This is a genomic window from Spartinivicinus marinus (assembly GCF_026309355.1).
Lineage (GTDB): Bacteria > Pseudomonadota > Gammaproteobacteria > Pseudomonadales > Zooshikellaceae > Spartinivicinus > Spartinivicinus marinus.
Genome location: NZ_JAPJZK010000001.1, coordinates 1,588,833 through 1,610,988, shown reverse-complemented (window position 1 = coordinate 1,610,988; position 22,156 = coordinate 1,588,833). Strand labels below are relative to the sequence as shown.

The following is a 22,156-nucleotide window of genomic DNA, read 5'->3' as shown; positions in this document are numbered from 1 at the left end:
TCTAGACACACAAGTATAGGTAAACTGCGATCCAGTTAAATGTTTGTTTAAAAGTAAGAAAAGAAATTTAAAGTATATAAAGCTTAATTTAAGTTATAAGCTATCAAAATCCGAGTCTAACCACTTGATTGTTGAGATAAGATAGTTAGAAATGAGTGTTAATAGGTTTGCATATCTAAGTAGCTAAATTTCAACGATGTAAGTGAGTATAAGGCTAAGTATAACTGCAGGGTTTTTATAAAGCTTTGTATATATTAATAGGAAACTTAATTAGCCTCTAAGTATAAGTCTATATGAATAAGTAATATAACAACTAATACTAGGCTGATTATCAGCTGTATACGTCTGTGTAGTGTTTTTTTGTTAGACAATAATGTTGTGAGTATAGCTGTGATAAAAAAAATGGTGTCATGCAATAAATGTGGCAATGGCCGTGTTAAAAAGATTGGTCGCACATTACAGGGCAAGCAACGCTATCTTTGCCAAAATATAATTTGTAAAAAATCATTTATTCTAGATTATACCAATAACGTCAGCGAGCCAAAGGCAAAACAAGCCGACATGAGATCAATAAATGAAATAGTATCTACTACAAACAATAAGTTAGGTGTGACTGATGAGTTTTAAAACTATGGATATTTATATATGGCTTGTCTATTAACGTCACAAAATGTCGATAATAAAAAAGCGTATTATGAAATACCTTACTTATAATCCCCATGTAGAAAAAACTATTTTAATTAATTTTTCCTATGTGCTAAAGAAACCTTCTGAGGATTAAAGGCTGATAGCAAGATTTGTTGTATGTAGCCTTCTTGTTTCTCAGTGAGGATCAGGGTCTTAACTTTTGCTCAAAACAAATATGCTAGAAAAATGAAATAACTAAAAATGGCATAAATAATTGTAGTTAATAGCTTAATCTATGTGTATTACAATAAAAGCGTTGGTTTTTACGGTGAAACAAAATGTATGATATACCTAGCTAGGCTTTTTATTATTCAAGATGCTGGCTTTAATTGTTGAGCAATTGATTAATAATTTTTTAGAAAAACAAGAGTTAAACCTATATTAAAAAATAAAAATGTATCAAAGAGAGGCTGATTTCAGAATCACAACAATCACATAAGTAATAGGTAGTTACGATAGAAGTAGGAGAAGTATATGAATCAAAAAAGCCACTATTTGGGTAATATTTTACTCATTATTTTACTTTGCATGCTCTCTGCATGTAAGAGCGATAGCGATAATGATAATGAAGACAGCACTCCAGACCCATTTGCTTTTTTACCAGTCAATGATGTAGAGATATCGACCCTCACGGAATCTGCCCCTGTCACTATTCAGGGAATAAATACAGCTAGCTCCGTTCACATAAGCGAAGGGGAATTCAGTATTGCCGGTGGTAACTATACCAGTTCCCCTTCGACGATTAATAACGGGCAATCAATTAGTGTCCGTATTATGTCTTCGGCACAACAGCTGGGTACTGCATCAACAACACTAACGATTGGTGGAGTGTCTGCCGTGTTTACTGTTACTAGTAGAGGTAATGACAACACTCCAGATAACTTTCAATTTTCACCCATTACTAATGCAGAAAGATCAACGAATGTTGAGTCCAGCTCGGTGATTATTCAGGGTATAAACACACCGGCTCAGGTGAAAATAAACGTTGGGGAATATAGCATTAATGGTGGCAGCTATACTAATGCCCCAGCAACGATTGAGAATGGGCAATCTATTCGTGTGCGTCTGATGTCATCACAACAATATGAGTCTAGTACTTCTTCAACACTCACTATAGGGGGGATATCTTCAGACTTTAACGTGACAACAAGAAATATTGCTTCTTCTGATGATTGTTTTTTTTCTGCACAAGACATTCAAGCGAATGAAGTGGTTTATATCAACTGTCAGCTAAATTTGAGAGGGCAATCTATTAATTTGCCTAGTAATGTGAGTTTTGTTAATGATGGTGGGCTAATAACAAACGGAACGCTAACTTTTAATACTGGCAGTATAGATGGAGAATTATTGAATGCCTCTCTGACGGTTGAAGGAGTTGCGCACTTGACTCGCCCAGAGTTTACATTGATCAAAGAACGTTGGGATATCATGGAAGGTCAAGTAGATGAAGCAGTCGCTCGAAACAACAAAGCTATAATGCGGCAGCTGATTAAACAAATAAAGCTTTTAGGAGCTAAAACACTCAAAATTAATCAACTTGATGCCTATTTTTATCCAAGTGAGTTTGCTATTCATCCCGTTTCTGGCAAAAAGGTATGGCCGCATGATGCGCCTTTTGAACTACCTTCTGATTTTACTTTATTGATGAGTGATGACACTTTTATTCGTGTGTATAAGAATGACATGGCTAGGTATGAGTTAGTAAGGATCGGTAATGGCAAAAATAGAACTGGCGATGAGGATGACCCTTTTACTGATGTTAAGAATGTGAAAGTCATTGGTGGAAATCTAATAGGTGATCGTCAAGAGCATAAATATACCGATGAAGGTAAAACTCATGAATGGGGGCATTTGATTGATATAGTACATGGGGAAAACATTGAAATTGATCGAGTAACAATGAGAGATGCCAGTGGTGATGGGATTCATATTTCTGGTCAAAGGTATGGGGTGGTTCCAAATAATACAGATCGTGGGTCAAGAAATGTTCTTGTTAAGAATTGCCTATTTGATCGAAATAGACGTAACCAAATTAGTCTAGTTTACGGTTATGATATTACCATTGAAAAAAATCACTTTAAAAATTCAAAGGTTAACTTAGCCACTTCAAATTACATTGCACCAGGCTTACCTATTGATATAGAGCCTGAGGTGTATCAAGAAGTATACGATGTTAAAATAATAAACAATACGCATGAAGGTAAAGGTAGTTTCCATGTGTATAAGTCTACACCAATGCCTACAGATTATAATTCACCACACCCTTATATTTCTCCTTTTAATATTGCCACTGAAGATCGTGGTGGTAGCATTATCTTGGAGGGAAATAAAATGGAAGGTGCCATTACAATGCTGCTAGGTAATGGGGTCCGTATTCGACATAATCAAATTTCAAAGATCTTGACTGGCCGCGCATCAGCTTTTGATAAGAAAGAACTAATTTTTGATAACATTATTCATGATAATATTATCGATGGTAAATTCAGTCGTGATCCAAATATAAATCGTCCTCATGGCATTCTTGCTGCAGGAAGAGACATTAAAATACATCATAACAAAATTCGTAATGTTTCAACCGGCATATATATTGGAGCTGGTTCAAGAGCTGATGAACTTGGTGGTTTGAAGGATACACAAATCTACGATAATGATATTACTGCAAATAATTTCGGAATTGCAGCTATTAATGGAGTGGATAATGTTAGTATTGAAAATAATTACATTACAGTAGTAAGGTCTAATTCATCTACACTAGGCGTTGGCCACATTAGACTTGGTTTGGTAAACAATAAAGAACAGTATAAGGATTATACATTTAGTATTGCAAGCAATACTTTTAGGGGGCGTTTTGAAAATCAGGATAGATCATATTCATCTATTTTCAATAATGTTACTGGTATAAAGATCACTAACAATGATTTTAGTGGTGGTATTTCATTAATAGATGTGAATAACAGTGAGTTTTCATCAAATACCATTTATAGTAACACCTCAAATGGATTTTATAATTTAGGAAATGTTAATAATTCGTCTATTGTAGGTAATAAAGTCAAAGTCGAGCAAGGGCCTTTTGTGTGTTTCAAACAGAAGGAAAACACCTTTCCAGGAATAAATCTTGTAATAAATAATAATGAATGTCAGCAGGGACTCTAGTATAAAAAGATAGTATTTTTAATTGCAAATTTTATATATTCCCAGCAAGCGTTAGTATTCTGAACATTACTCTAAGGGCTGGGAATGTTTATGCTCTTTTTGTGCTTAAACTAATTTATAGGATCCTATTAACTAAGGAGTAAAGATGCTAATAGGAATAACAGGTGAAACCCAGTCAGGTAAAAACTATTTTGCAGACCTGCTGCAAGAACAATTGCCAGAATACAATAGGTATGATTTATCTAGCTGTATTAATAAAGTCATTAATGAACACTTCTGGAAAGACTTAAATCCAGATCAGTTTAAAGATATAGAGGTGTTTACTTATCCTAATAAAGTAAGGGAAATAATCGAAAGTCTTGAGCGAGTTACTGGCAATAAAATATCAAAATTTAATTTGATTACAACTTTTATAAGAACTTTTCAGGCGTACAGGGTTAATGAAAAAATTGATGAGAATGGTTTTCGTCAACCGCCAATATATAAAATTAGCCCGAGAAGAGCCTGTCAGATATTTGGTGCTGAGGTTCGCGGTTATTTGGATGCAGAATTCTGGTTGAAACCATTAAAAAAAATGACTGATACTATAGTGACTGATGTGAAAACAGATAAAGAAGCTGAATATATCAGAGGGAGAGGAGGAATAATGATTAGTATTGTAAGAAGAAATAATTTATCTATAGAAAATTTTGTTCTTGGACAAGAGGTGTCTCAGCATCTTATAAACCAAACTGTACTATATCATGCTGATTCAGTATTAATGCTTAAGGCTAGTCAGATTGCTAATAACCTTGCAAAAGGCTCACAATATATTTGCTAAAATTATAGTCTATATAAACAATAATTTTTTTAAATTCGCCACTATATTGTTAAAAGTTTGTATTATTATCTGTTTTTTTAAATTTAATTATAAAGCATGGGGCGTGAGTATATGCGGTCAATAGGCTTTACACTCATAGAGATGTTAGTTACACTAGCTATTGCCTCTATTCTATTAGGAATAGCATATCCTTCATTTAAAAATATGATTAACAATAATCGTTTGGCTACTACAGCGAATGCTTTTATTGGTGCTTTAGCAATCGCCCGCAATGAAGCTATAAAAAGAGGAAAAAAGATAATAGTTTTAGCCAAAAAAAAAGATAAAAATAATGAGTGGGGAGGTGGTTGGGTGGTTGTAGATGCAGATGATAATATAATTCGTGATTTTTCTTTATTGGGTAAACAAAATATTACTTTAAATAGTAATAATGATATTAGCGAAATCATATTTAATGCTAGAGGATTTCTTTCCGAACCTCTGATCCAAGATATTATTGAAATTAAAATGCCTGGCTCAATAAATAGCCGGTTAATCACTATCACTGCTTCTGGCGTTACCCGAGTTGAGAAGAAATAATGAAAAAGTCAGGTGGCGATCGAGTATTAAATAAGAAAAAATTTCATTCATCTGTTACTTTAAATCTACAGCAAGGAGTTGGATTAATTGAAATTCTAATTTCTATATTGGTGTTGTCTATTGGGCTATTAGGTTTGGCTGGGTTACAGGCTGTAGGATTAAAAAATAACAGTCAGTCATTTGATCGTAGTTATGCAGTCTTCTTAGCCAGTAATATTTTAGATAGAATACGTGCAAACCCAACTGCAGATTATACGACAGAAGTTAATGATGAACCTAGTATAACAGCAAACAAGTGTGAAAAATCTTCTTGCGATGTGAGTGTTTTAAGAGACTATGACTTATCACAATGGAAGTGTTTGCTAGGTCATTTTAATCAACATGCTAATTGCTCTACATTAAAATTTGGTGGTGATGAGCAAGATGCTCAAGTACAAGGTTTACTAAATGACGGAACCGGTTCCATAATCAGGAATGGTTCTCGTTACATCATCACTATTGAGTGGTCTTCCCCAACCAAAATAGACCCTAATAATCGCTCTTCTTATAATATGGTTACGGATATATGAAGATTTATAAAATTCATAAAATTAGGGGTTTTACTATAGTTGAAATGATGATTTCTTTGGTACTAGGAGCACTTCTACTAGGGGGTATTATTAGCTTATTTACTAATAATCATCGAACTTATCTAATTATCCAAAGTACAGCAAATTTACAAGATAATGCTCGGTTTGTTATTGATGTGATCAGTGAAGATATTCGAATGGCTGGTTATTACGGATGTTTGTCAAAGAGAACTGATCCTGTTTATAACCCTTCTCTACTTCAAACAGGATTAAATATTGATTTTCTATTTAAAAATTATTTTCTAGGGATAAAAGGATTTGAGGCTGCTAGTACAATGGCTTGGCAGCCAGAATTACCTGAGTTATTGACGCGATTAAATCCAGCACCTCTTGAAGGTAGCGATATTATTACGATAAAGAGGATTGTTAATAATGGAGCTAAACTAAGCAGCTTAAATGAATCTGAAAGAACAATGAAGTTAGTTGAAGAAAGTTTATTCAAAAAAAATGATGTTGCTATTATCAGTGATTGTGAAAAAGCTACTTTATTTCAAATCTCTTCAGTAAATAGCTCTGGTAACAACCAAGTTATTCAATATCAAGTTAATGGTGGAACACCTGGTAACCAAAATATCCCTATATCAACAGGCGCAAGCTATATCCCAAATTCTTCTAATGTATACCTCTTTGCTAGTAGAGTCTATTACATAGCTCCTGCTTGGGACATAGTTAATAACCAAGCAATAACAAATAATATGGGTAAACCGGTTTTTTCTTTATGGCGTTTGCAAGGTATTGATACAATCGGGAATCCATTAACACAAGAATTGGTTAGAGGTGTAGAAAACTTACAAATGACTTATGGAGTAGATAGTAGTCCAGCCTCACCAAAAGTCGGTGATGATAGAATAGACCAGTATTTGAATGCCGACCGGGTTGATCAAATAGATAATGGCTTTGAAAGAGTAATTGCGGTAAAGATTGAGCTGACAGTTAACTCAATAGACTCTATTGGTAGTAAAAATGATGGTGTATTGCGTAAAACCTTATCCCATATTGTCAAAATTAGAAATAGAGGTAGTTAAAGGTGAAGAAAATAATACTGTCAAAAAATAACGGACTATCTATGAATATATCAAGAAAAAATATTCTTACCACCCTGGCTGCTAAACAGGAAGGTGCTGTTTTATTTGTTAGTCTTATTATATTGCTTGTGTTATCTATGATTGGAATTAGTGCAGCAAATAGATCAAATATTGATGCTAAAATAAGTGCAAATTATCGTGACTATAATATAGCATTTCAAACTGCTGAAAAGGCATTAATAGAGGCAGAAAACTATGTGAATGATGATGTAGTAACTTTAGCACTATTCACAGACAACGGTGATAACGGTCTTTACTCAAAAAATGCGATAAATGGTAGCATGTGGCATGAGTGGGAAAATATCAGTACACAAGCTCTTACTACTCAGCAAATGGAAAGTTATGAAGTAAATGGTATGCCCGAGTACTATATAGAAAATTACGCAACAATTAAGCCTGATAGTGCCATTTTAAATCAGGATAATTACGGTGAAGCAACTGTTTTAGGCGAAATTGAAGTATTTCGTGTTACTGCCAAAGGTGTAGGTAGTTCTCCTGATTCACAAGTTATTTTGCAAAGTATGTATGCAAAACAAATGTAGTTTAGATTGCCTGCAAGGTGTATAACAAATGAAATGCCATAACTATATCCTAACAAGGAAACCCATTGCATTAGTGGTTATAACTATTTTGGGCTTGCCAATGGTTCATGCTGGTCCCCTTAGATTGGCCCAAGATGCACTGGAAATAGCACCAGGTGCCGAGCCTAATATTGTCATTTTATTTGATGATTCTGGAAGCATGGACTTTGAAGGATTAATGCCTACAGATGAGATGAAAGCAAATCAGCCTAATGGTACAAATATTGAGGGACCAAAAGGCTCTGTTATTCACCAGCCAAATTGTAGTTACCCCTATAATTATGGAGTTCAGTTTAATTCAAATACTTTTAATAAAAATTATGGTAAATGCTGGGTTGCGGAGATGAGCAACTGGCGGTTCAGAAACAGCAATTTTAACAAGTTGTATTTTGATCCTAATAAAGTGTATAAACCATGGCCTGGTTTGGACAAGCAAGGTATCCCTTTTGGTGATATAGATATAACTAAAGCACCCGATAATCCATATTACCCAACAGAATACATTGATTTAACCAAAGATAATGAAATATTCCCAAGGAATGGGGCATCGGAGGGGTTTAAATATTATACCTGGACAGATGATGGTGATGGCCTTTTTGAAAATGGAGAGGAAACAGAGTTTAGAATAAAGAGTGCTGATGCAAAAACACAACAGAACTTTGCTAACTGGTTTAGCTATTATCGTTCTAGAGATCTTGTTGCAAAAGGTGCTTTAGGTTTTGTATTAGAGAGTGTAACAAACGCGAGAATCGGTTTTACCACGATCAATACTAAGTCGAATAACTTCCCTGTTGCTTCAATGAATGCTTCTGCATTGTCTGGTAATAAAAAAGCACTTTTAGATAAAGTTTATGGAACCCCAATACCGGCAAAAAGCACACCGTTAAGACAAAACTTACGAGATGTGGGTAAATATTTTGCCTGTGAGTCTGGTAATCGATTCGATGCAAAGGGTTATAGTTGCCCGATTCAGTCTGCACCTATTGGAACCTGTCAGCAAAATTATGCTCTATTGATGACAGATGGCTTTTATAGTGGAGGGACACCAAACATAGGAAACCAGGATATAAATACGAATAATTTGTTTGATGGAGGGGCATTTGCTGATGATGTTAGTGAGACACTAGCTGATGTGGCAATGAAATATTATAAAACAGATTTATCCAGTTTAGCTAATAAAGTTCCCACTACGAAGTACGATGTGGAACGCTCTACTTATTTAACTAATAACAATACACTTCACCAACATATGTCTACCTTTACTGTAGGATTTGGTTTAAAAGGTAATGTAAGTGATTTTCCCTCTAATTCTGAAACTACATTTAACTGGCCTAACCCTTTTAGTAGTAATTTGGCTAAGGTCGACGATTTATTGCATGCTGCTTATAATGGTCGCGGCAATTACTTAAGTGCAGGGGATCCTTCCCAGTTGGTACTGGGACTAAAAGAAATGTTTCGTGGTATTCAAGCGGATTCTGGTGCAGCAAGCGCTGTAGCATTTAATTCTCAAAGTATAAAAAATAACTCGGTGGCATATCGAGCCTTGTTTAACCCTAAGTTACACAGTGGTGATGTACTTGCTCACCCTATTGACTCTACAACCGGTGTGATAGATACCAGCACAGTACTATGGTCTGCTGCAAAAAAATTAGATGATAAATTATCGGGGAGTAATATTAATAATCGTAATATCATTACTTATCGAGTAAATGAAGATGGAACCAAGCTAGGAGTACCTTTTAATTATGATACCCATTTAAATGTTACTCAAAAAAGTTTATTAGACACCCCTATTCCTTTAGCTTTACCTGAAAATTACGGTGATAATGATGGAAAAGTAGGCGATGAACGTATTGCATATTTGCGGGGTGATCAAATCAATGAGGGGCCAAAGTCTAACCAAGGGCAATTCCGCGATAGGTTAAAAACAAAGGGTCGATTAGGTGATGTTATTCATTCTACACCGAGTTACGTTGGTGCGCCTTTGTTTTCCAATCGAGATAAAGAGCCATATTCTACTAGTAAACCTTATTCAAATTTTGCTAAAGCACATAAAAACAGAAATCCTATGTTGTATGTAGGTGCTAATGATGGAATGCTGCATGGATTTAATGCAAATACTGGAGAAGAAGTATTTGCTTATGTACCCAATGTGTTGTTTGCAAATCTAGTAGATCTAACCTATCAAAATTATGTACATAAAATGTATGTGGATGAAAAACCTAGTATTAATGATGTGTTCTATAATGACGCGTGGCACACGGTTTTAGTAGGAGCACTTGGTGCTGGTGGTAAGGGGTTGTTTGCGTTAGATATAACTAATCCGACTAAATTTAGTACAGAAGCAAGTGCTGCAAAAAATGTGATGTGGGAGTTTACCTCAAAGGATGATATAGACTTGGGGTTTACCTATAGTCGTCCAATTATTACGATGACCAATGCGAAAAAAGGAGGAGAACATATTTGGGCTGCTATTTTTGGTAACGGCTATAATAGCAGCAGTGAAGATGGTGATGCAGCTCTTTTTATCAATCAGTTGTCAGGTGGTTTGGACGGTAGCTGGCTACGTAATCAAGACTATTATAAGTCAGTAACAGGTAAAGGTAAGGCTGAAAGTAGTGATGGATTGACTCCTAACGGTTTAGGTATCCCTAGAGCTGTGGACAATGATGGTAATGGAACAGTTGACTATGTGTATGCAGGAGATTTGCAAGGTAATCTTTGGCGGTTTGATGTAACCAGTAGCAACCCATCTGACTGGCAAAGTAGCAAAAATCGTCAAATTATATTTAAGGCAACTGATAGCACTGGTAATCCCCAGCCCATTATAAATCAGCCCGTTGTCGTTCGTAATCCACAGCCAGGTTTAATTGGAATAATCGTTGTTATAGGGACAGGCTCCTGGATATTAAAAGATGATATTGATTCAACTGACTTACAAACAATGTATGGCATTTGGGACGATTTTTCTAGTAGTGGTTATCCAGTAGAAAAAAGTAAATTAATTGAGCAGAGCTTTATTAATAAAATAGATACTGTCAGTGGATTTACAGTTAGAAGCTTAACTAATAAAACAGTTGCTTATTCTAAAAATGGTAATGTCATGGGTTGGAAGCTAAATTTTGATACAGCTGTTACTGGTGGAGGAGCAGTTCAATACCCTGGTGAAAGAGCTGTTCGTAAACTGTTTTTGGTTGGAGATAGTTTATTTACTACCACTGTTATTCCTAATCCTGCACTAGCTTGTTCTATATTACCAGGGGGCTTCCTGATAGGGATTGATCCAGCAACAGGTGGGCGCTCAAAAACAAAAGTACTATTTGATTTAAACAATGATGGAAAATTTGATGATAAAGATAGCTTACCTAATGGTACCTCTGTTTCTGGTATCAGATTGGATGAAATGCCCAATGATCCATCATTTATTGGCAATAGAATAGTAATACAGCAGCACAATGGGAAAGTAACTGGGTTTGGAGCCAATACTGAAGGTGTTAATACAGGAAGGCTTTCATGGAGACAGCTGTATTCTGAGTAAACTGCTGAGGGGAATTTAATGATTTACGTTAGACTAATAATAGTACTAATATTATTACTAAGTAAGGGAGTGTGTGCTGAGTATGTCGCTTTGCAACAGGTTGATAAAAATAAACTACCAATATACTACCCTTCTCAGTTTGAGCAAATAAAAACAATAAGCTCAATTAATGTAAGAAAAAGTCTACTTGAGGCTGATGCTTTACATTTTAAAATTTGGAATAATACTAAAGTACACTTGTTAAATAAGAAGTTTGGTACTGTATCTGACTTGAAGTCTGGTATGGTCATCGGATTTTCTATCAAAAAATTTGGTAATGGCAACTATATAAATGAAATTTGGCAGCTCCCTCTTGAATTAAAGCCTCCACTTCAATGATTAGGTATTGGAAATAAATAGTGATGAAAAAAAATAAGTTAGGCTTTAGTTTAGTTGAGTTGCTAATTGTCATTGCCATTATTGGAATATTAGCTGCAATAGGGTATCCTTCTTACCAAGAGTATGTTAGGCAATCAATGCGTGCTGATGCTCAATCAGCCCTAATGCAGTTAGCTAATGCAATGGAACGTTATTACACAGAACAATCACCATCTACTTATGAAAAGGCTACACCACAAAATTTATTAGGAACCAATCAGATTCCAATTGACCAGACTAATCCGTACTATACGTTAACAATATCCGATTTAACCTCTACAACATATACATTAAACGCTGTACCAATAGCAGATGGACCAATGAACGAACAACCTACTATGTCAATAACTCATACGGGTCAAAAAACAAACTGGGAATAATTTATAGAGGATTCTACTAATAAGTACAGCTCACTTTATCAGTACTCAATACCCTACTGATGATTGACTCGTTTTGTATTAAAGCTATGAAAATCTGAGAGACTTAACTATCAATGATTTTGTTCAAAATAAAAGCTAATAATAGTACACCAAACTATAATTGGTTCTATAAATTTCGCTCTATATTGATGTTGATATTACTCTTTGTGGTAGCTTTAATTTGTGTAATATCAACTTGTGTAGTATTTAAATACAATAAAATCAAGTTTAAGGTGTATGGAGATCCTGATATACTTCAGTTTATGACAATAAATGTAGAGATGCTCACTGACCCTAATTCAAAATACAATAGAATTGAGACTTTACTCTATAAAGGAACAAAGTATAATATTTTTCATGAGCCGACAACATTTTACCGTATATTTTATTCTTATAAAGGTGATTTGGTAGGAACTCTAATGTTTGAGAATAAATTTCAATGGGCAAAAGGACATATCAATCATTTATATGTTAATCTAGATAAAGATGGTAGTTTATATATACAGTATATAGGTGTGGAGGAACTTGCTTTGAAAAAACAGTTTAATAATATTGATAAATATACATCTAAAGCAGTGTACATTGATGACTTTATAAGACACCATTTCCTAAAGTCAGAAAATGAAACAAAATTAGAATTACATGGGGTGAAAGTAGTAGGGAGAGTACTGCGCAGTTATTTAAAGGGTTGTATAGATCAAAACATTTTTTTTCAACAGAGATATTAGATGATATTTATTTAACTTTGTAGTATCTTTATATTGACTTTTATAATAAAATGATGTTTTAAATATAACTCTATAAATCATACATAAACTTCTATACTAATAGATTATTACTTTCGTAAAGGGAGTATAAATTTATTTGGGTTTAACTGTATTGCATGTCATCAATATCGTTTGTATATTAAGCTTACGGAAAAACCTTATTCAAACATATAGGTATGAGTAATGTTAGGTATCAATCATAAAGAAAAAAGATAAATATGCGTAACATATTAGTGAGAGTTGATTTTTATCTGCTATTAATAGTTTTAATAAGATGTGCGGATGCTGAAGACTATCCTTATAGAAAAGATTATCCAAGCATAAAAATAATTTCCACTGAGTCACTTTATAAGTCTTTATCCAAGTGCTTAATTATTGATGTCAGATCTAAGCTAGAATATTCTGTCCTTCATATTAACAGCTCAAAAAACATTCCTCTTTCAATGGTTGATTTTAAGGATTTAGTGGTTAGGAATACTGAAAAAAACGGAAAAAGTTGTGTAGTCTTTTACTGCAATGGCCATACATGTACAAAATCCTATAAAGCTTCAGAAAAAGTTCCTTCTATACCCAGTTTTGCTTATGATGCAGGTATTTTTGAATGGGCATATAACTATAGTAGAAATACAGTTTTTCTCGGACAGCCTATGCAAAGTGCGGAGCAACTTATATCAAAAGAAGAGTATAAGCGATTTGAAATATCAAAAACAGAAGTGCTGCGAAAATACGAAAAGTTTAAGATAATTGATACTCGATCTTACTTTCAAAGGAAAGAGATTAAACTTCCTTTTAAATATTATAAAAGAATTCCTATGGAACGCATAAGGCCTTTACTGACAAGGAGAATAATTAAAGATGAAGATTTACTATTTGTTGATGCTGTAGGTCGTCAAAACAAATGGCTACAATACTACCTAAAAAATAATGGGTATACAAACTACAAGTTCCTGAAAGGGGGCGCTGCTGTCTTTAAGTAGCTAATATAACAGCATCTTATCGGTAAAAATTTAATAAACTAACAAAAGCATTTGTCAACCGCTATATGTCATCAGTATTAGTAAAAAAAAACTGTATAATACTTATTTTTATGTTGTTTTTTCTATTATATGTGCGATACCAATATGAAAAAGTCTATCTTAACAGAACGACCTCTATAGAATACCAATCATTATATTTAAATGGAGATCTTGATATATTGACTGATTTTGTAAAGAAATATAATAAACTTTTAGAAAATAAAGCTCGGGAAGAAAATACTAAAATAAGTATATTTAATCAGCCAGTAACACTTTTTTTTTAAAAAATAGAGTTCTATACTCAAGAACAGCAGGTGCTATCGGCAGTAAGCAACCTGCGGGATAAAAAATTTGAAAAGATAGTTATTGTTAAAGAGAAGCATAAAATTGAAAAACGCCTTTCCAAGTTGTATATGAAATACAAATCTATACCAATCTATCATAGTTTAATATATTCAGAAGTGGAGGGATATCAGAATTACAATCGAGTTGCACTTCATTCCAAATGGTACTTTATATCTTTTACAGATAGAGAGAACGATAGTCGTACTTTTTTAGACTTCAAACCCTTATGGAGCTTACCTTATTTCGAAGCGATAAATTTTTTTAAAGAAAACCCTATGAAACTCTTGAAACCATAGTTAATTGGTATACTCGTTGTCCTCAACAATAAAGCTAGCCAGTTGAGATTAGGCTGTCAGAGTTTTCAAAGATAATGCGAATCGATGTTTATTAAAAATATATAATTCTGTGCTAGTGATTAGACTAAAGTCTAGGGCATTTAGATTGTATTCTACCAGGCGCTTATATACATGTATAAAGTGTGTCTGTAAATAGTTATAAAGTTTGGTTTCTCTCCGAGGAATCATAAATAAATATAAATTGTTACTTAATTCTTTACTTTTTATTTAGGCTTGTTGTATATTACAATCCTGTAGCAACATGCACTAGCACTAATTATAATGTCATTACTATCTATAGTTTTATATAAATAATATGATTGCTTTGTATTCAAGTTGAATGCGTTTTGTGCAAGCCAACTTATGTTGCCAGCTTTGTTTTATGGAAAATAAAAGATATTTATTATTTCCATTAGTTAGGTAAAAGAAGAAGGAAAATACCCAATGAAAAAACTAATCATGACTGCCACTATTGCTTCAGTTGCTATGTTAACTGGTTGCGCAACGGGCATGTCTCCTGTCAGTGTTGGTTTAATTACTGACGTTAAAGGGCCAATCACAGCTACTGGCTTGACAGGAAGTAAAAAGGGCGAAGCCTGTGCAACAACTATTATCGGATTAATCAACGAGGGAGATGCTTCTATTGAAACAGCAAAAACTAATGGAGGTATTTCTAGAATAGCAACTGCAGATTATCATACTAAAGGTTTTTTTCCTTTTTACGGTAGTAGTTGTGTAATAGTAACAGGTCAGTAGGTTTTATATTTTTATCGTACTCCTTTGATAACACATATCAAGTGTAAATTTTGTCAAATACATAGTTGTTTAATAAAAAAGTTTAATCTGTAGTAGTAATGGTAAAGACTGACTTTATGGTAACACTGTTACTGAATGTCTTTACCGTCGTTTTAAAAAGAAGTGTGTTTATTAATATACTATTGGTTACTAGGAGTAGCTTAAAATATAAACAGCCTCAACTTATGGATGTTATCATCATCAGTGAAAGGCTCTGTTTGAATGAACTGCTCATGATATTCGTTTACTTAGTTATATCCATAATATAATATTGAAAAACACCTTTTATTTTTCTTATGCCCTTTTACTAGAAAGGAAACCCCATGAAAAAACTTATCGTACTCCTGTTTGCAGCCACTGTCATTGCTTCATCCGCTCAGGCAGGAGAGCACAACTGTACCCCCGAGGAAATGCAACAAAAGGGTATGGAAGCAGCTACAGCCATGCAGTCACTGGCTGCAACTAATCCAGCCAAAATGCAGGAGATTATGCAAGCTTTGCAAGACCTGCAAGTGCAAGCCGCTAATACGAAAGGCTCTTATTCCGCTCTTTGCAAAAAATACGATGAGTTGCTCGAAAAAGTAAAAGGTTAAAATCTGAAGCCAACCTAGTACTGTCGGCTGACGCCGACAGTACTCTGTGATTGTCGCCGATAATGCAATAAACTTTGACGTAATTGAATAAGCTGTCCATAATTCTGGGGGTTTTGTTGAATCGCTCATTAATAAATCAATATTTGGTACCTGAGCAACCTACATTATGCATTAAAAAGTGTGGCATACACCATGATTAGCCTACGACATTTCTGTTAGAAATTATTATTTAATTGGTAGGTTATCTTTAGCTAAGGAGTGTCATATAGAGGAGTTTTAGATTTGCTTGGTCTATTCAAGAAGAAAGAAAAGGCAGTAGAAATTGAACCGCAGTTCATTGTCGTCATGGTAAATGCCCGCCTTCAACCTATACATAGAGGCGAGATTTATGAAGATCCTCTGTATGATATTCTTTCAAAAGAATCAAAAGGAAAAGTTTCTGGTGGTGGTACACTTCTATCAGGATCTGGTGAAATTGAATATTGCGATATAGAAATACAAGTTAATGAATCTGATAACTCGACAGTTGAGTTAATTAAATCGTCGTTTGAGCAAATGGGAGTTCCCAAAGGCTCAAAACTAAAAATAGAATTAACTGATACTGAAATAGAGTTTGGCAACTTAGAGGGTTTAGCAATCTATCTAAATGGCACAGACTTGGACGCAGAGGTTTATGAAAATACTGACTCAAATCATGTCTATAGTGAACTTGACCGACTCACTCAAGGTGTGGGTAAGGTATTTAGTTATTGGCAAGGCCCAACAGAAACGGCTTTCTATTTATACGGTACATCATACTCTCTAATGAAATCTCAAATTTCTGAATTGGTTAATAATTATCCACTTTGTCAAAAGTGCAGAATTGAGCAGATTGCATAGAAGTGTCTAACAATCGGCTGCACACGGACCCAAAAATTGCTTCTTCTGAAACGATGACCCAGGGGCTGCTAGCACCCCAATTAAACCTACATTATGCATTAACAGGATAAGTCTGTCCAAAGAAAAGTTGTTTTAACTAATTCAATATTTGCACACAACCAGAAAAATAACTCCTTCAACCATACTACACTGGTGGTTATTTAAACGTATCATGAGAGGTGGAAGTTTATGTCAATACATTTTTTAAAAAAAATGATCAAGATAGTAACTCATAAAAAATATCAAAAGAATCCAACGGCAAGCAACTTGTTCCAAGAGCAGATTCTTGCATTGAATATTGGAGCAATTAATTCAGAACAAGTTATGTACTATTGTGATAGTTTAGATACAGGGGCTGACCTTACAGAAGTACGACAGAATTTGGCAGATTATTATTCTATAGTAGATAGAGAGTCAGCATTAGAAGTGTTGAGCTGGCTTAAAGAAAGAGGCCACAGTGTATATTTTGATGCAATTAAAAAGTTTGTTGCTGGAGAATCTTCAACTATTCAGGATTTTCTTTTAGAAGAAAGTGAAAAAAAAAGGGCATACACCTATATACATTCGCTTCAAGATACCCTTGAATTTTTGGTTGAAAACAACTTTATAGAACAAGCTTCCGACTTAGGCAGAAAATCTATCATAGCATGGGATCTGGGACGATTAGTTTTAGTCTCTCGTTGCTGTTATGAGTGTGGTTACTTGAATGAAGAGGAAGCATGGGAAAATATAATGTTTTCAGCTGAAAGGTGTAGAAAAGATTACTCTGATTGGGAAGAGTTTGCTGTTGGCTATATTATTGGAAGAAGTATGTGGTGCGGAAATAGCATGACTTTGAGAGGTATTGTGAGCATTATAAAAGATTTACTTATAGATCAAGATAGTCCTTGGTTGAAATATAAGTTTTAATACAATTAAGAGATTGTGATGGACAATAATTTATTATTAATACCGCTAATTATTCTTTTAGTTGGCGGATTTGTGATGGTATTCTTGACTATAAAGGGTAAACATTCACAAGGAAAAGCTCGGAGTGTTATGACAGAATATGTACGTAATGAAATACCAATCCTTAGAAATACAAACTTTGATGTTATTAATCTCTTAGACAATTCTTTGAATGCACAGCATATATGGGTCTTTGCGTATAATTTAGATGGGATGTATTTAATTCCTACTACAACCAACCCATTTACACAAACTATGAAGCGATATGAAGGTGAAACACATTATAATTTAACAGATTTTATGCCTTATTCTGGAATCAATACTGTGACTATTGACAGAAATAAGAAAAGGATAGAGATCTGTATTGGTGATATATCACAAACATTTAGATACCAGAATAAAGATTGCTATGGAGCCACTCAAGAAAAAACAATTGAACATTTTTTTAATTATTTGGAGAAATTGATTGTGTTGTAAATATTGAATTAATTTAAGGTCTCATTTATTTTGGCAGACTTGTCTTGTTAATGCATAAAATATTTCAGTGGTTGATAATTCACCACGATATTGTTGTTTTATCTATAATTTTTTAACATGCATGAGTTCAATGCCTGTGAGTGTTTATTGTATTGCATGAATCTTTTGAAATCCTAGCACGGATCGATGATGTGTTTAATCGACCAATGATCTTTCTTAACAAGATAATTAAGTTATTTAACCAGTTGTACTTCAATGGGGTGATCACACGCTTCATTATAAGCCTTTATTGCAGATTTATTAGCACTACTTTTATCCATATTAATTAAGATGGTTTGGGCATTGCGACTCCGGTTGATGGAGGCGTCCATCTCATCACAACCAGAGATTTGCTAGAGATCAAGATGGCGATTTACTGAATCCTTTTTCAAACTAGACCTAAATAATGGGTATGTATTTTGGAATGAAAAAGATCATGAATATAGGGAGCCATTGATCCGTGGACTATCTGCATAAAAGCCTAACAAGTTGCTGTTGTTCGGCCTCCACCGGATGCAGCATGCTGTACTGCAAAGCAAAGCAAAGCAAAGCAAAGCAAAGCAAATCGTTATGTGTAAATATAAGACCGATCAAGGAGAATAGATATGAGCCTTAAAAATGAAAAAATGGCGGACTATAAATTTCTTGCGGATATGTATAAAAATGGTTACTTTCCAAACCATTTGGTAGATAAAGGTAAAGAAATTCTTATTAGATTATGCAAGCAAATGGAGGATAAAGCACCAAGTAATCTAGAAGAATTATATCAACTGACGCATGCTGCTACAGAAGAGTTTAATGATCTAGCCGAAGAGTTTGAAGAGAACGATAGTGAAATAGAAACTGCTGCTAGAGACTGTATTGGTGTTGATATTGAGAACATATCGATATCATATGGCTTTGAAGCAGATATAGAAGAACTTATTGCACCAAGAGATTGGTAGAGTCGATAATATAACTCAAACACATAACAAAATGATCAACCGGATTCCAAAAAGCGCCCATTATCACGACGTTACACGTATAAGGAGCAAGAGTGCTAGAAATTAATTTACCCAAAAAACTTAGAAAGGCTTTAGAAAAAGAAGCTTTTGATGCAAATATTAGTCTCTCAGCTCATATCATCAAAAAACTCGATGGGATTACACCACCTTCAGAATTTATCGATAAAAAGAAGCTTAAAGCAGGTCTTCCTATTTTAGTTACTTATTTAAATAAGTTGCCTGGTGTTATTGTGATATCTAGCAAGGTGACTGAAGACGCATATTGGTGGGTAAAGTTAAATATCGACATTTCAAATAATTTTTCTTGGAATGTGGTTCAAGAACTTGGTTTTGTATTGAACTATATTTCAGTTAGTGAGCCAATGCCTACAGTATTTAAGCCTGTTTCACCGCCACCCTATATGAATGGAGGTCCAGAGGATTTCCTGTGTCAGTGCCAGTGCTAAAAGTCCTATGATTGCCAAAATAAAATGTCCTCTCATTAAATCGACCATGCTGTTAGTGATATCACCAACACTGGAGTGTGGTCATGCTGTGCCAGGAGGACTATCACATGATAATCCACTTACATCGCCAAGGGATTTACCAAAAAGATATTGCTAAACGTGTAGGCTGTTGTGAAAGAACAGTAAGGCGGGTATTACAGCAAGGTGGATCGCCGCCATCAAAATCGCGCAAACCAAAACCCAGTAAACTCGATCCTTATAAGCCAACGATTGATCGTTTATTGCAAGAAGATGTCTGGAATGCAGTGGTTATTTTTCGTGAAATTGTAGCGCTAGGTTATGATGGCAGCACCAGTTTGTTGCGCGCTTATATTACACCGAAGCGACCATTACGAAAAACAAAAGCAACGGTACGATTTGAAACCCCACCAGGGAAGCAGTTGCAGCATGACTGGGGAGAAATCGAGACCCTCATTGCAGGTCAAGTAAAGAAAATTTATTTTTCAGTTAACACTTTAGGTTACTCCCGTCGTTTTTATTTTTGGGCAACAGAGTGTATGGATGCGGAGCATACACTAGAAAGCCTGATTCTCAGCTTCCAATGGTTTGGTGGCATTCCACAGGAAGTGCTTGTTGATAATCAAAAAGCCTTAGTATTAGCCCATAGCCCAGGTGGTCATGTCCGTTTTAACCCACGCTTTTTGGATATGGCCAGTCACTATGATTTTATGCCAAAAGCCTGTCGTCCAAGGCGCCCGCAAACCAAAGGCAAGGATGAACGGATGGTGGGGTATATTAAGCACCACTTTTTCCAGCGTTATCGCCAATTTGACAGCCTGGATCATTTAAATCAGCAGGCACAACAATGGTTGCAAACAGAAGCCGATCAGCGTATTCATGGCACCTACAAAGCGCCCGTGATGGAACGGTTTCACCAAGAGCAAACGGCGTTAATTCCCCTTCCTATGCAACGTTATGACACCAGTTACCGTGAAAGTCGCTTGGTCAATTGGGATGGCTACATTGATGTATCGGGTAATCGCTATAGCGTGCCGGACTCTGAAGTGGGTAAACAAGTCATCATTCGTATTAGCTTAGACGGTGAGTTACGTATTTATGATGGAGAAAATCATCAACTTCTGACGAGGCATTTACTGCAGCCGATACAGCAAGGATGGCAAACACAAGCAGATCATCATCGTGCTCTCTGGGCTCAATGTACCGTAGAGCAACGTAGTTTAGCCATTTATCAGGAGGTGATCGATGAACCTCTGCCAACTATTTGAACGACTCCGGTTTGAATATTTACCCCTACAGCTTGATAGTGTCTGTGAACAAGCCACACAACAAAGCCTTAATTTACAGGAGTTTTTAACCGAAGCATTGGAAGTGGAATGGGCAGGCCGTTATCAAAAAGGGCTAGAAGGACGGCTCACGCAGGCCCGATTACCATGGGTTAAGTCATTAGAGCAATTTGATTTTAGTTTTCAGCCCAGCATAGATAAAAAAGTGATTCGTCAATTAACCTCACTTCGTTTTATTGAGCAGGCTGAAAATGTCGTCCTACTTGGTCCTCCCGGTGTTGGTAAAACCCATTTAGCCATTGCCTTAGCGGTTAAAGCGGCTGAAGCAGGCCAGCGTGTGTTATTTCTTAGCTTTGAACAATTAATGACAAAACTCAAAAAAGCGGAATTAGAAAATAGGCTGGATCGTCAGTTACAACAATTAATTTACCCTCGGGTACTCGTGCTGGATGAAATTGGCTATTTACCATTAACTCATCAAGAAGCGAGCTTGCTGTTTCGCTTAATTGCCAGACGCTATGAAAAAGCCAGTATCATCCTGACGTCAAATAAAAGCTTTATTGACTGGGGTGATGTGCTAGGTGATCAAGTGATTGCAACAGCCATTTTAGATCGGCTTCTTCATCACTCAACGACAATCAATATTAAAGGAGAAAGCTATCGACTGAAAGATAAACGTAAAGCAGGCATATTAACAAAAGTAACAAATGCGACTAAATCAAAAGAAGAGGCATCATAATGGTGCTAAAAACCGGACATTTTAAATTGGCAAACAGCGGACTTTTTAAGTTGGCATTGACACCTGTCATGGGTTATCGAATCTACCTACAATTATATTGACCCTTTGTGGGTTCAAGAAACTCTTGAAGGCAGGCTACCCAACCCGGTAGAGGATATATCCCAATGGGAAAGCGAGTAAATATGATCTTCACCTCTAAGTAGGGTTAGATATATTACTACACGAATTAATACATCAGGGTGATAATGATTGAGCCAATGAATAAAATAATTCTCAAGCAATCAAGCAATCAAGCTATGGCCGAAGCTTCGGTTGGTATATTTTATTTGAAGAAAAAAATATTGGAGAATTAATTGATTATAAATTTGTAGAGATATTTTGGGATTCTTATAAAGTCGTTCACTATGGAGATGAGGAGCTTAAAATCCTTCAAACTAATAATCATTGGGAAGCAGATGATGTTAAGTTTAAGAACAAAGTTATTGGCAAGTTTGCAGAGAATGCATTTGGAAGCTATTTAGA

At 35.1% G+C, this 22,156-nt stretch carries 22 protein-coding genes; 21 read left to right on the top strand and 1 reads right to left on the bottom strand.

The genetic code is table 11. The features are described 5' to 3' along the window. The first annotated feature begins 360 nt into the window (after positions 1-360). The 17 genes from OQE68_RS07430 (at position 361) to OQE68_RS07340 (ending at position 18,102) form a co-directional block, all read left to right on the top strand. A complete protein-coding gene (locus OQE68_RS07430; protein WP_180571023.1) occupies positions 361-627 on the top strand; it encodes an IS1 family transposase in 267 nt (88 codons plus the stop codon). Between the two features lie 534 nt (positions 628-1,161). Further along, positions 1,162-3,840, top strand: a complete 2,679-nt coding sequence (locus OQE68_RS07425; protein WP_180571022.1) for a right-handed parallel beta-helix repeat-containing protein — start codon at positions 1,162-1,164, stop codon at positions 3,838-3,840. A 145-nt stretch (positions 3,841-3,985) separates the two neighbouring features. Further along, on the top strand, positions 3,986-4,660 hold the full coding sequence (locus OQE68_RS07420) for a deoxynucleotide monophosphate kinase family protein (protein ID WP_180571021.1): 675 nt from the start codon (positions 3,986-3,988) through the stop codon (positions 4,658-4,660). Between the two features lie 111 nt (positions 4,661-4,771). Next, entirely contained in the window at positions 4,772-5,239 is a 468-nt protein-coding gene (locus tag OQE68_RS07410) for a GspH/FimT family pseudopilin (protein ID WP_289623323.1), read from the top strand. Continuing rightward, positions 5,239-5,808 (top strand): type IV pilus modification protein PilV, encoded by a 570-nt coding sequence (gene pilV / locus OQE68_RS07405; RefSeq protein ID WP_180571020.1) that lies wholly within the window; start codon positions 5,239-5,241, stop codon positions 5,806-5,808. Before OQE68_RS07410 ends, pilV begins: the two co-directional genes overlap by 1 nt. After that, positions 5,805-6,893: a PilW family protein gene (locus OQE68_RS07400; RefSeq protein ID WP_180571034.1), complete on the top strand. Its 1,089-nt coding sequence runs from the start codon at positions 5,805-5,807 to the stop codon at positions 6,891-6,893. The genes pilV and OQE68_RS07400 overlap by 4 nt, the downstream gene beginning before the upstream one ends. A gap of 2 nt (positions 6,894-6,895) precedes the next feature. Next, positions 6,896-7,495 (top strand): pilus assembly PilX family protein, encoded by a 600-nt coding sequence (locus tag OQE68_RS07395; RefSeq protein ID WP_180571019.1) that lies wholly within the window; start codon positions 6,896-6,898, stop codon positions 7,493-7,495. A gap of 28 nt (positions 7,496-7,523) precedes the next feature. Beyond that, entirely contained in the window at positions 7,524-11,072 is a 3,549-nt protein-coding gene (locus OQE68_RS07390) for a pilus assembly protein (protein WP_180571018.1), read from the top strand. A gap of 18 nt (positions 11,073-11,090) precedes the next feature. After that, positions 11,091-11,450, top strand: coding sequence for a hypothetical protein (locus OQE68_RS07385; protein ID WP_180571017.1), 360 nt, complete (start codon positions 11,091-11,093; stop codon positions 11,448-11,450). A 23-nt stretch (positions 11,451-11,473) separates the two neighbouring features. Next, complete coding sequence (locus OQE68_RS07375) at positions 11,474-11,869, top strand: type IV pilin protein (RefSeq protein ID WP_180571016.1); 396 nt, start codon at positions 11,474-11,476, stop codon at positions 11,867-11,869. Between the two features lie 458 nt (positions 11,870-12,327). After that, positions 12,328-12,636, top strand: coding sequence for a hypothetical protein (locus OQE68_RS07370; protein ID WP_266195563.1), 309 nt, complete (start codon positions 12,328-12,330; stop codon positions 12,634-12,636). A 257-nt stretch (positions 12,637-12,893) separates the two neighbouring features. Then, complete coding sequence (locus OQE68_RS07365; protein ID WP_180571014.1) at positions 12,894-13,652, top strand: rhodanese-like domain-containing protein; 759 nt, start codon at positions 12,894-12,896, stop codon at positions 13,650-13,652. 1,163 nt (positions 13,653-14,815) lie between these two features. After that, positions 14,816-15,127, top strand: coding sequence for a TRL-like family protein (locus OQE68_RS07360; RefSeq protein ID WP_180571013.1), 312 nt, complete (start codon positions 14,816-14,818; stop codon positions 15,125-15,127). 362 nt (positions 15,128-15,489) lie between these two features. Continuing rightward, complete coding sequence (locus OQE68_RS07355) at positions 15,490-15,759, top strand: hypothetical protein (RefSeq protein WP_180571012.1); 270 nt, start codon at positions 15,490-15,492, stop codon at positions 15,757-15,759. Between the two features lie 282 nt (positions 15,760-16,041). Then, a complete protein-coding gene (locus tag OQE68_RS07350) occupies positions 16,042-16,638 on the top strand; it encodes a hypothetical protein (protein WP_219340196.1) in 597 nt (198 codons plus the stop codon). Between the two features lie 228 nt (positions 16,639-16,866). After that, entirely contained in the window at positions 16,867-17,586 is a 720-nt protein-coding gene (locus OQE68_RS07345; protein ID WP_180571011.1) for a DUF1266 domain-containing protein, read from the top strand. Positions 17,587-17,604: 18 nt separating this feature from the next. After that, positions 17,605-18,102, top strand: coding sequence for a hypothetical protein (locus tag OQE68_RS07340; protein WP_180571010.1), 498 nt, complete (start codon positions 17,605-17,607; stop codon positions 18,100-18,102). A 233-nt stretch (positions 18,103-18,335) separates the two neighbouring features. Here the strand turns inward: OQE68_RS07340 and OQE68_RS07335 are convergent, their stop codons facing one another. Then, the gene (locus OQE68_RS07335) at positions 18,336-18,473 is read right to left on the bottom strand and encodes a hypothetical protein (protein ID WP_180571009.1); all 138 of its coding nucleotides are present in this window, start codon (positions 18,471-18,473) and stop codon (positions 18,336-18,338) included. Positions 18,474-18,746: 273 nt separating this feature from the next. On the opposite strand from OQE68_RS07335, the gene OQE68_RS07330 reads away from it, so the two are divergent. The 4 genes from OQE68_RS07330 to istB all read left to right on the top strand — a co-directional run bounded on the left by OQE68_RS07330 (position 18,747) and on the right by istB (position 21,634). Then, positions 18,747-19,085 carry a DUF5713 family protein gene (locus OQE68_RS07330; RefSeq protein ID WP_180571008.1) on the top strand — a complete coding sequence of 113 codons (339 nt, stop codon included), beginning with the start codon at positions 18,747-18,749 and terminating at the stop codon, positions 19,083-19,085. 92 nt (positions 19,086-19,177) lie between these two features. Next, a complete protein-coding gene (locus OQE68_RS07325; RefSeq protein WP_180571007.1) occupies positions 19,178-19,591 on the top strand; it encodes a hypothetical protein in 414 nt (137 codons plus the stop codon). An 83-nt stretch (positions 19,592-19,674) separates the two neighbouring features. Next, complete coding sequence (gene istA / locus OQE68_RS07320) at positions 19,675-20,877, top strand: IS21 family transposase (RefSeq protein ID WP_180571876.1); 1,203 nt, start codon at positions 19,675-19,677, stop codon at positions 20,875-20,877. Then, positions 20,855-21,634: an IS21-like element helper ATPase IstB gene (istB, locus tag OQE68_RS07315; protein ID WP_180571877.1), complete on the top strand. Its 780-nt coding sequence runs from the start codon at positions 20,855-20,857 to the stop codon at positions 21,632-21,634. The genes istA and istB overlap by 23 nt, the downstream gene beginning before the upstream one ends. Positions 21,635-22,156: the final 522 nt, after the last annotated feature.

What these genes read in the sequence shown, in the direction of transcription:
- OQE68_RS07340 (WP_180571010.1), top strand. Translation starts at nt 17,605, where the DNA reads ATGGACAATAATTTATTATTAATACCGCTAATTATTCTTTTAGTTGGC.
- OQE68_RS07360 (WP_180571013.1), top strand. Translation starts at nt 14,816, where the DNA reads ATGAAAAAACTAATCATGACTGCCACTATTGCTTCAGTTGCTATGTTA.
- OQE68_RS07345 (WP_180571011.1), top strand. Translation starts at nt 16,867, where the DNA reads ATGTCAATACATTTTTTAAAAAAAATGATCAAGATAGTAACTCATAAA.
- OQE68_RS07410 (WP_289623323.1), top strand. Translation starts at nt 4,772, where the DNA reads ATGCGGTCAATAGGCTTTACACTCATAGAGATGTTAGTTACACTAGCT.
- OQE68_RS07375 (WP_180571016.1), top strand. Translation starts at nt 11,474, where the DNA reads ATGAAAAAAAATAAGTTAGGCTTTAGTTTAGTTGAGTTGCTAATTGTC.
- pilV (WP_180571020.1), top strand. Translation starts at nt 5,239, where the DNA reads ATGAAAAAGTCAGGTGGCGATCGAGTATTAAATAAGAAAAAATTTCAT.
- OQE68_RS07335 (WP_180571009.1), bottom strand. Translation starts at nt 18,473, where the DNA reads ATGGACGCCTCCATCAACCGGAGTCGCAATGCCCAAACCATCTTAATT.
- OQE68_RS07370 (WP_266195563.1), top strand. Translation starts at nt 12,328, where the DNA reads ATGTTTGAGAATAAATTTCAATGGGCAAAAGGACATATCAATCATTTA.
- OQE68_RS07420 (WP_180571021.1), top strand. Translation starts at nt 3,986, where the DNA reads ATGCTAATAGGAATAACAGGTGAAACCCAGTCAGGTAAAAACTATTTT.
- OQE68_RS07365 (WP_180571014.1), top strand. Translation starts at nt 12,894, where the DNA reads ATGCGTAACATATTAGTGAGAGTTGATTTTTATCTGCTATTAATAGTT.
- OQE68_RS07385 (WP_180571017.1), top strand. Translation starts at nt 11,091, where the DNA reads ATGATTTACGTTAGACTAATAATAGTACTAATATTATTACTAAGTAAG.
- OQE68_RS07425 (WP_180571022.1), top strand. Translation starts at nt 1,162, where the DNA reads ATGAATCAAAAAAGCCACTATTTGGGTAATATTTTACTCATTATTTTA.
- istA (WP_180571876.1), top strand. Translation starts at nt 19,675, where the DNA reads ATGCTGTGCCAGGAGGACTATCACATGATAATCCACTTACATCGCCAA.
- OQE68_RS07390 (WP_180571018.1), top strand. Translation starts at nt 7,524, where the DNA reads ATGAAATGCCATAACTATATCCTAACAAGGAAACCCATTGCATTAGTG.
- istB (WP_180571877.1), top strand. Translation starts at nt 20,855, where the DNA reads ATGAACCTCTGCCAACTATTTGAACGACTCCGGTTTGAATATTTACCC.
- OQE68_RS07355 (WP_180571012.1), top strand. Translation starts at nt 15,490, where the DNA reads ATGAAAAAACTTATCGTACTCCTGTTTGCAGCCACTGTCATTGCTTCA.
- OQE68_RS07400 (WP_180571034.1), top strand. Translation starts at nt 5,805, where the DNA reads ATGAAGATTTATAAAATTCATAAAATTAGGGGTTTTACTATAGTTGAA.
- OQE68_RS07330 (WP_180571008.1), top strand. Translation starts at nt 18,747, where the DNA reads ATGAGCCTTAAAAATGAAAAAATGGCGGACTATAAATTTCTTGCGGAT.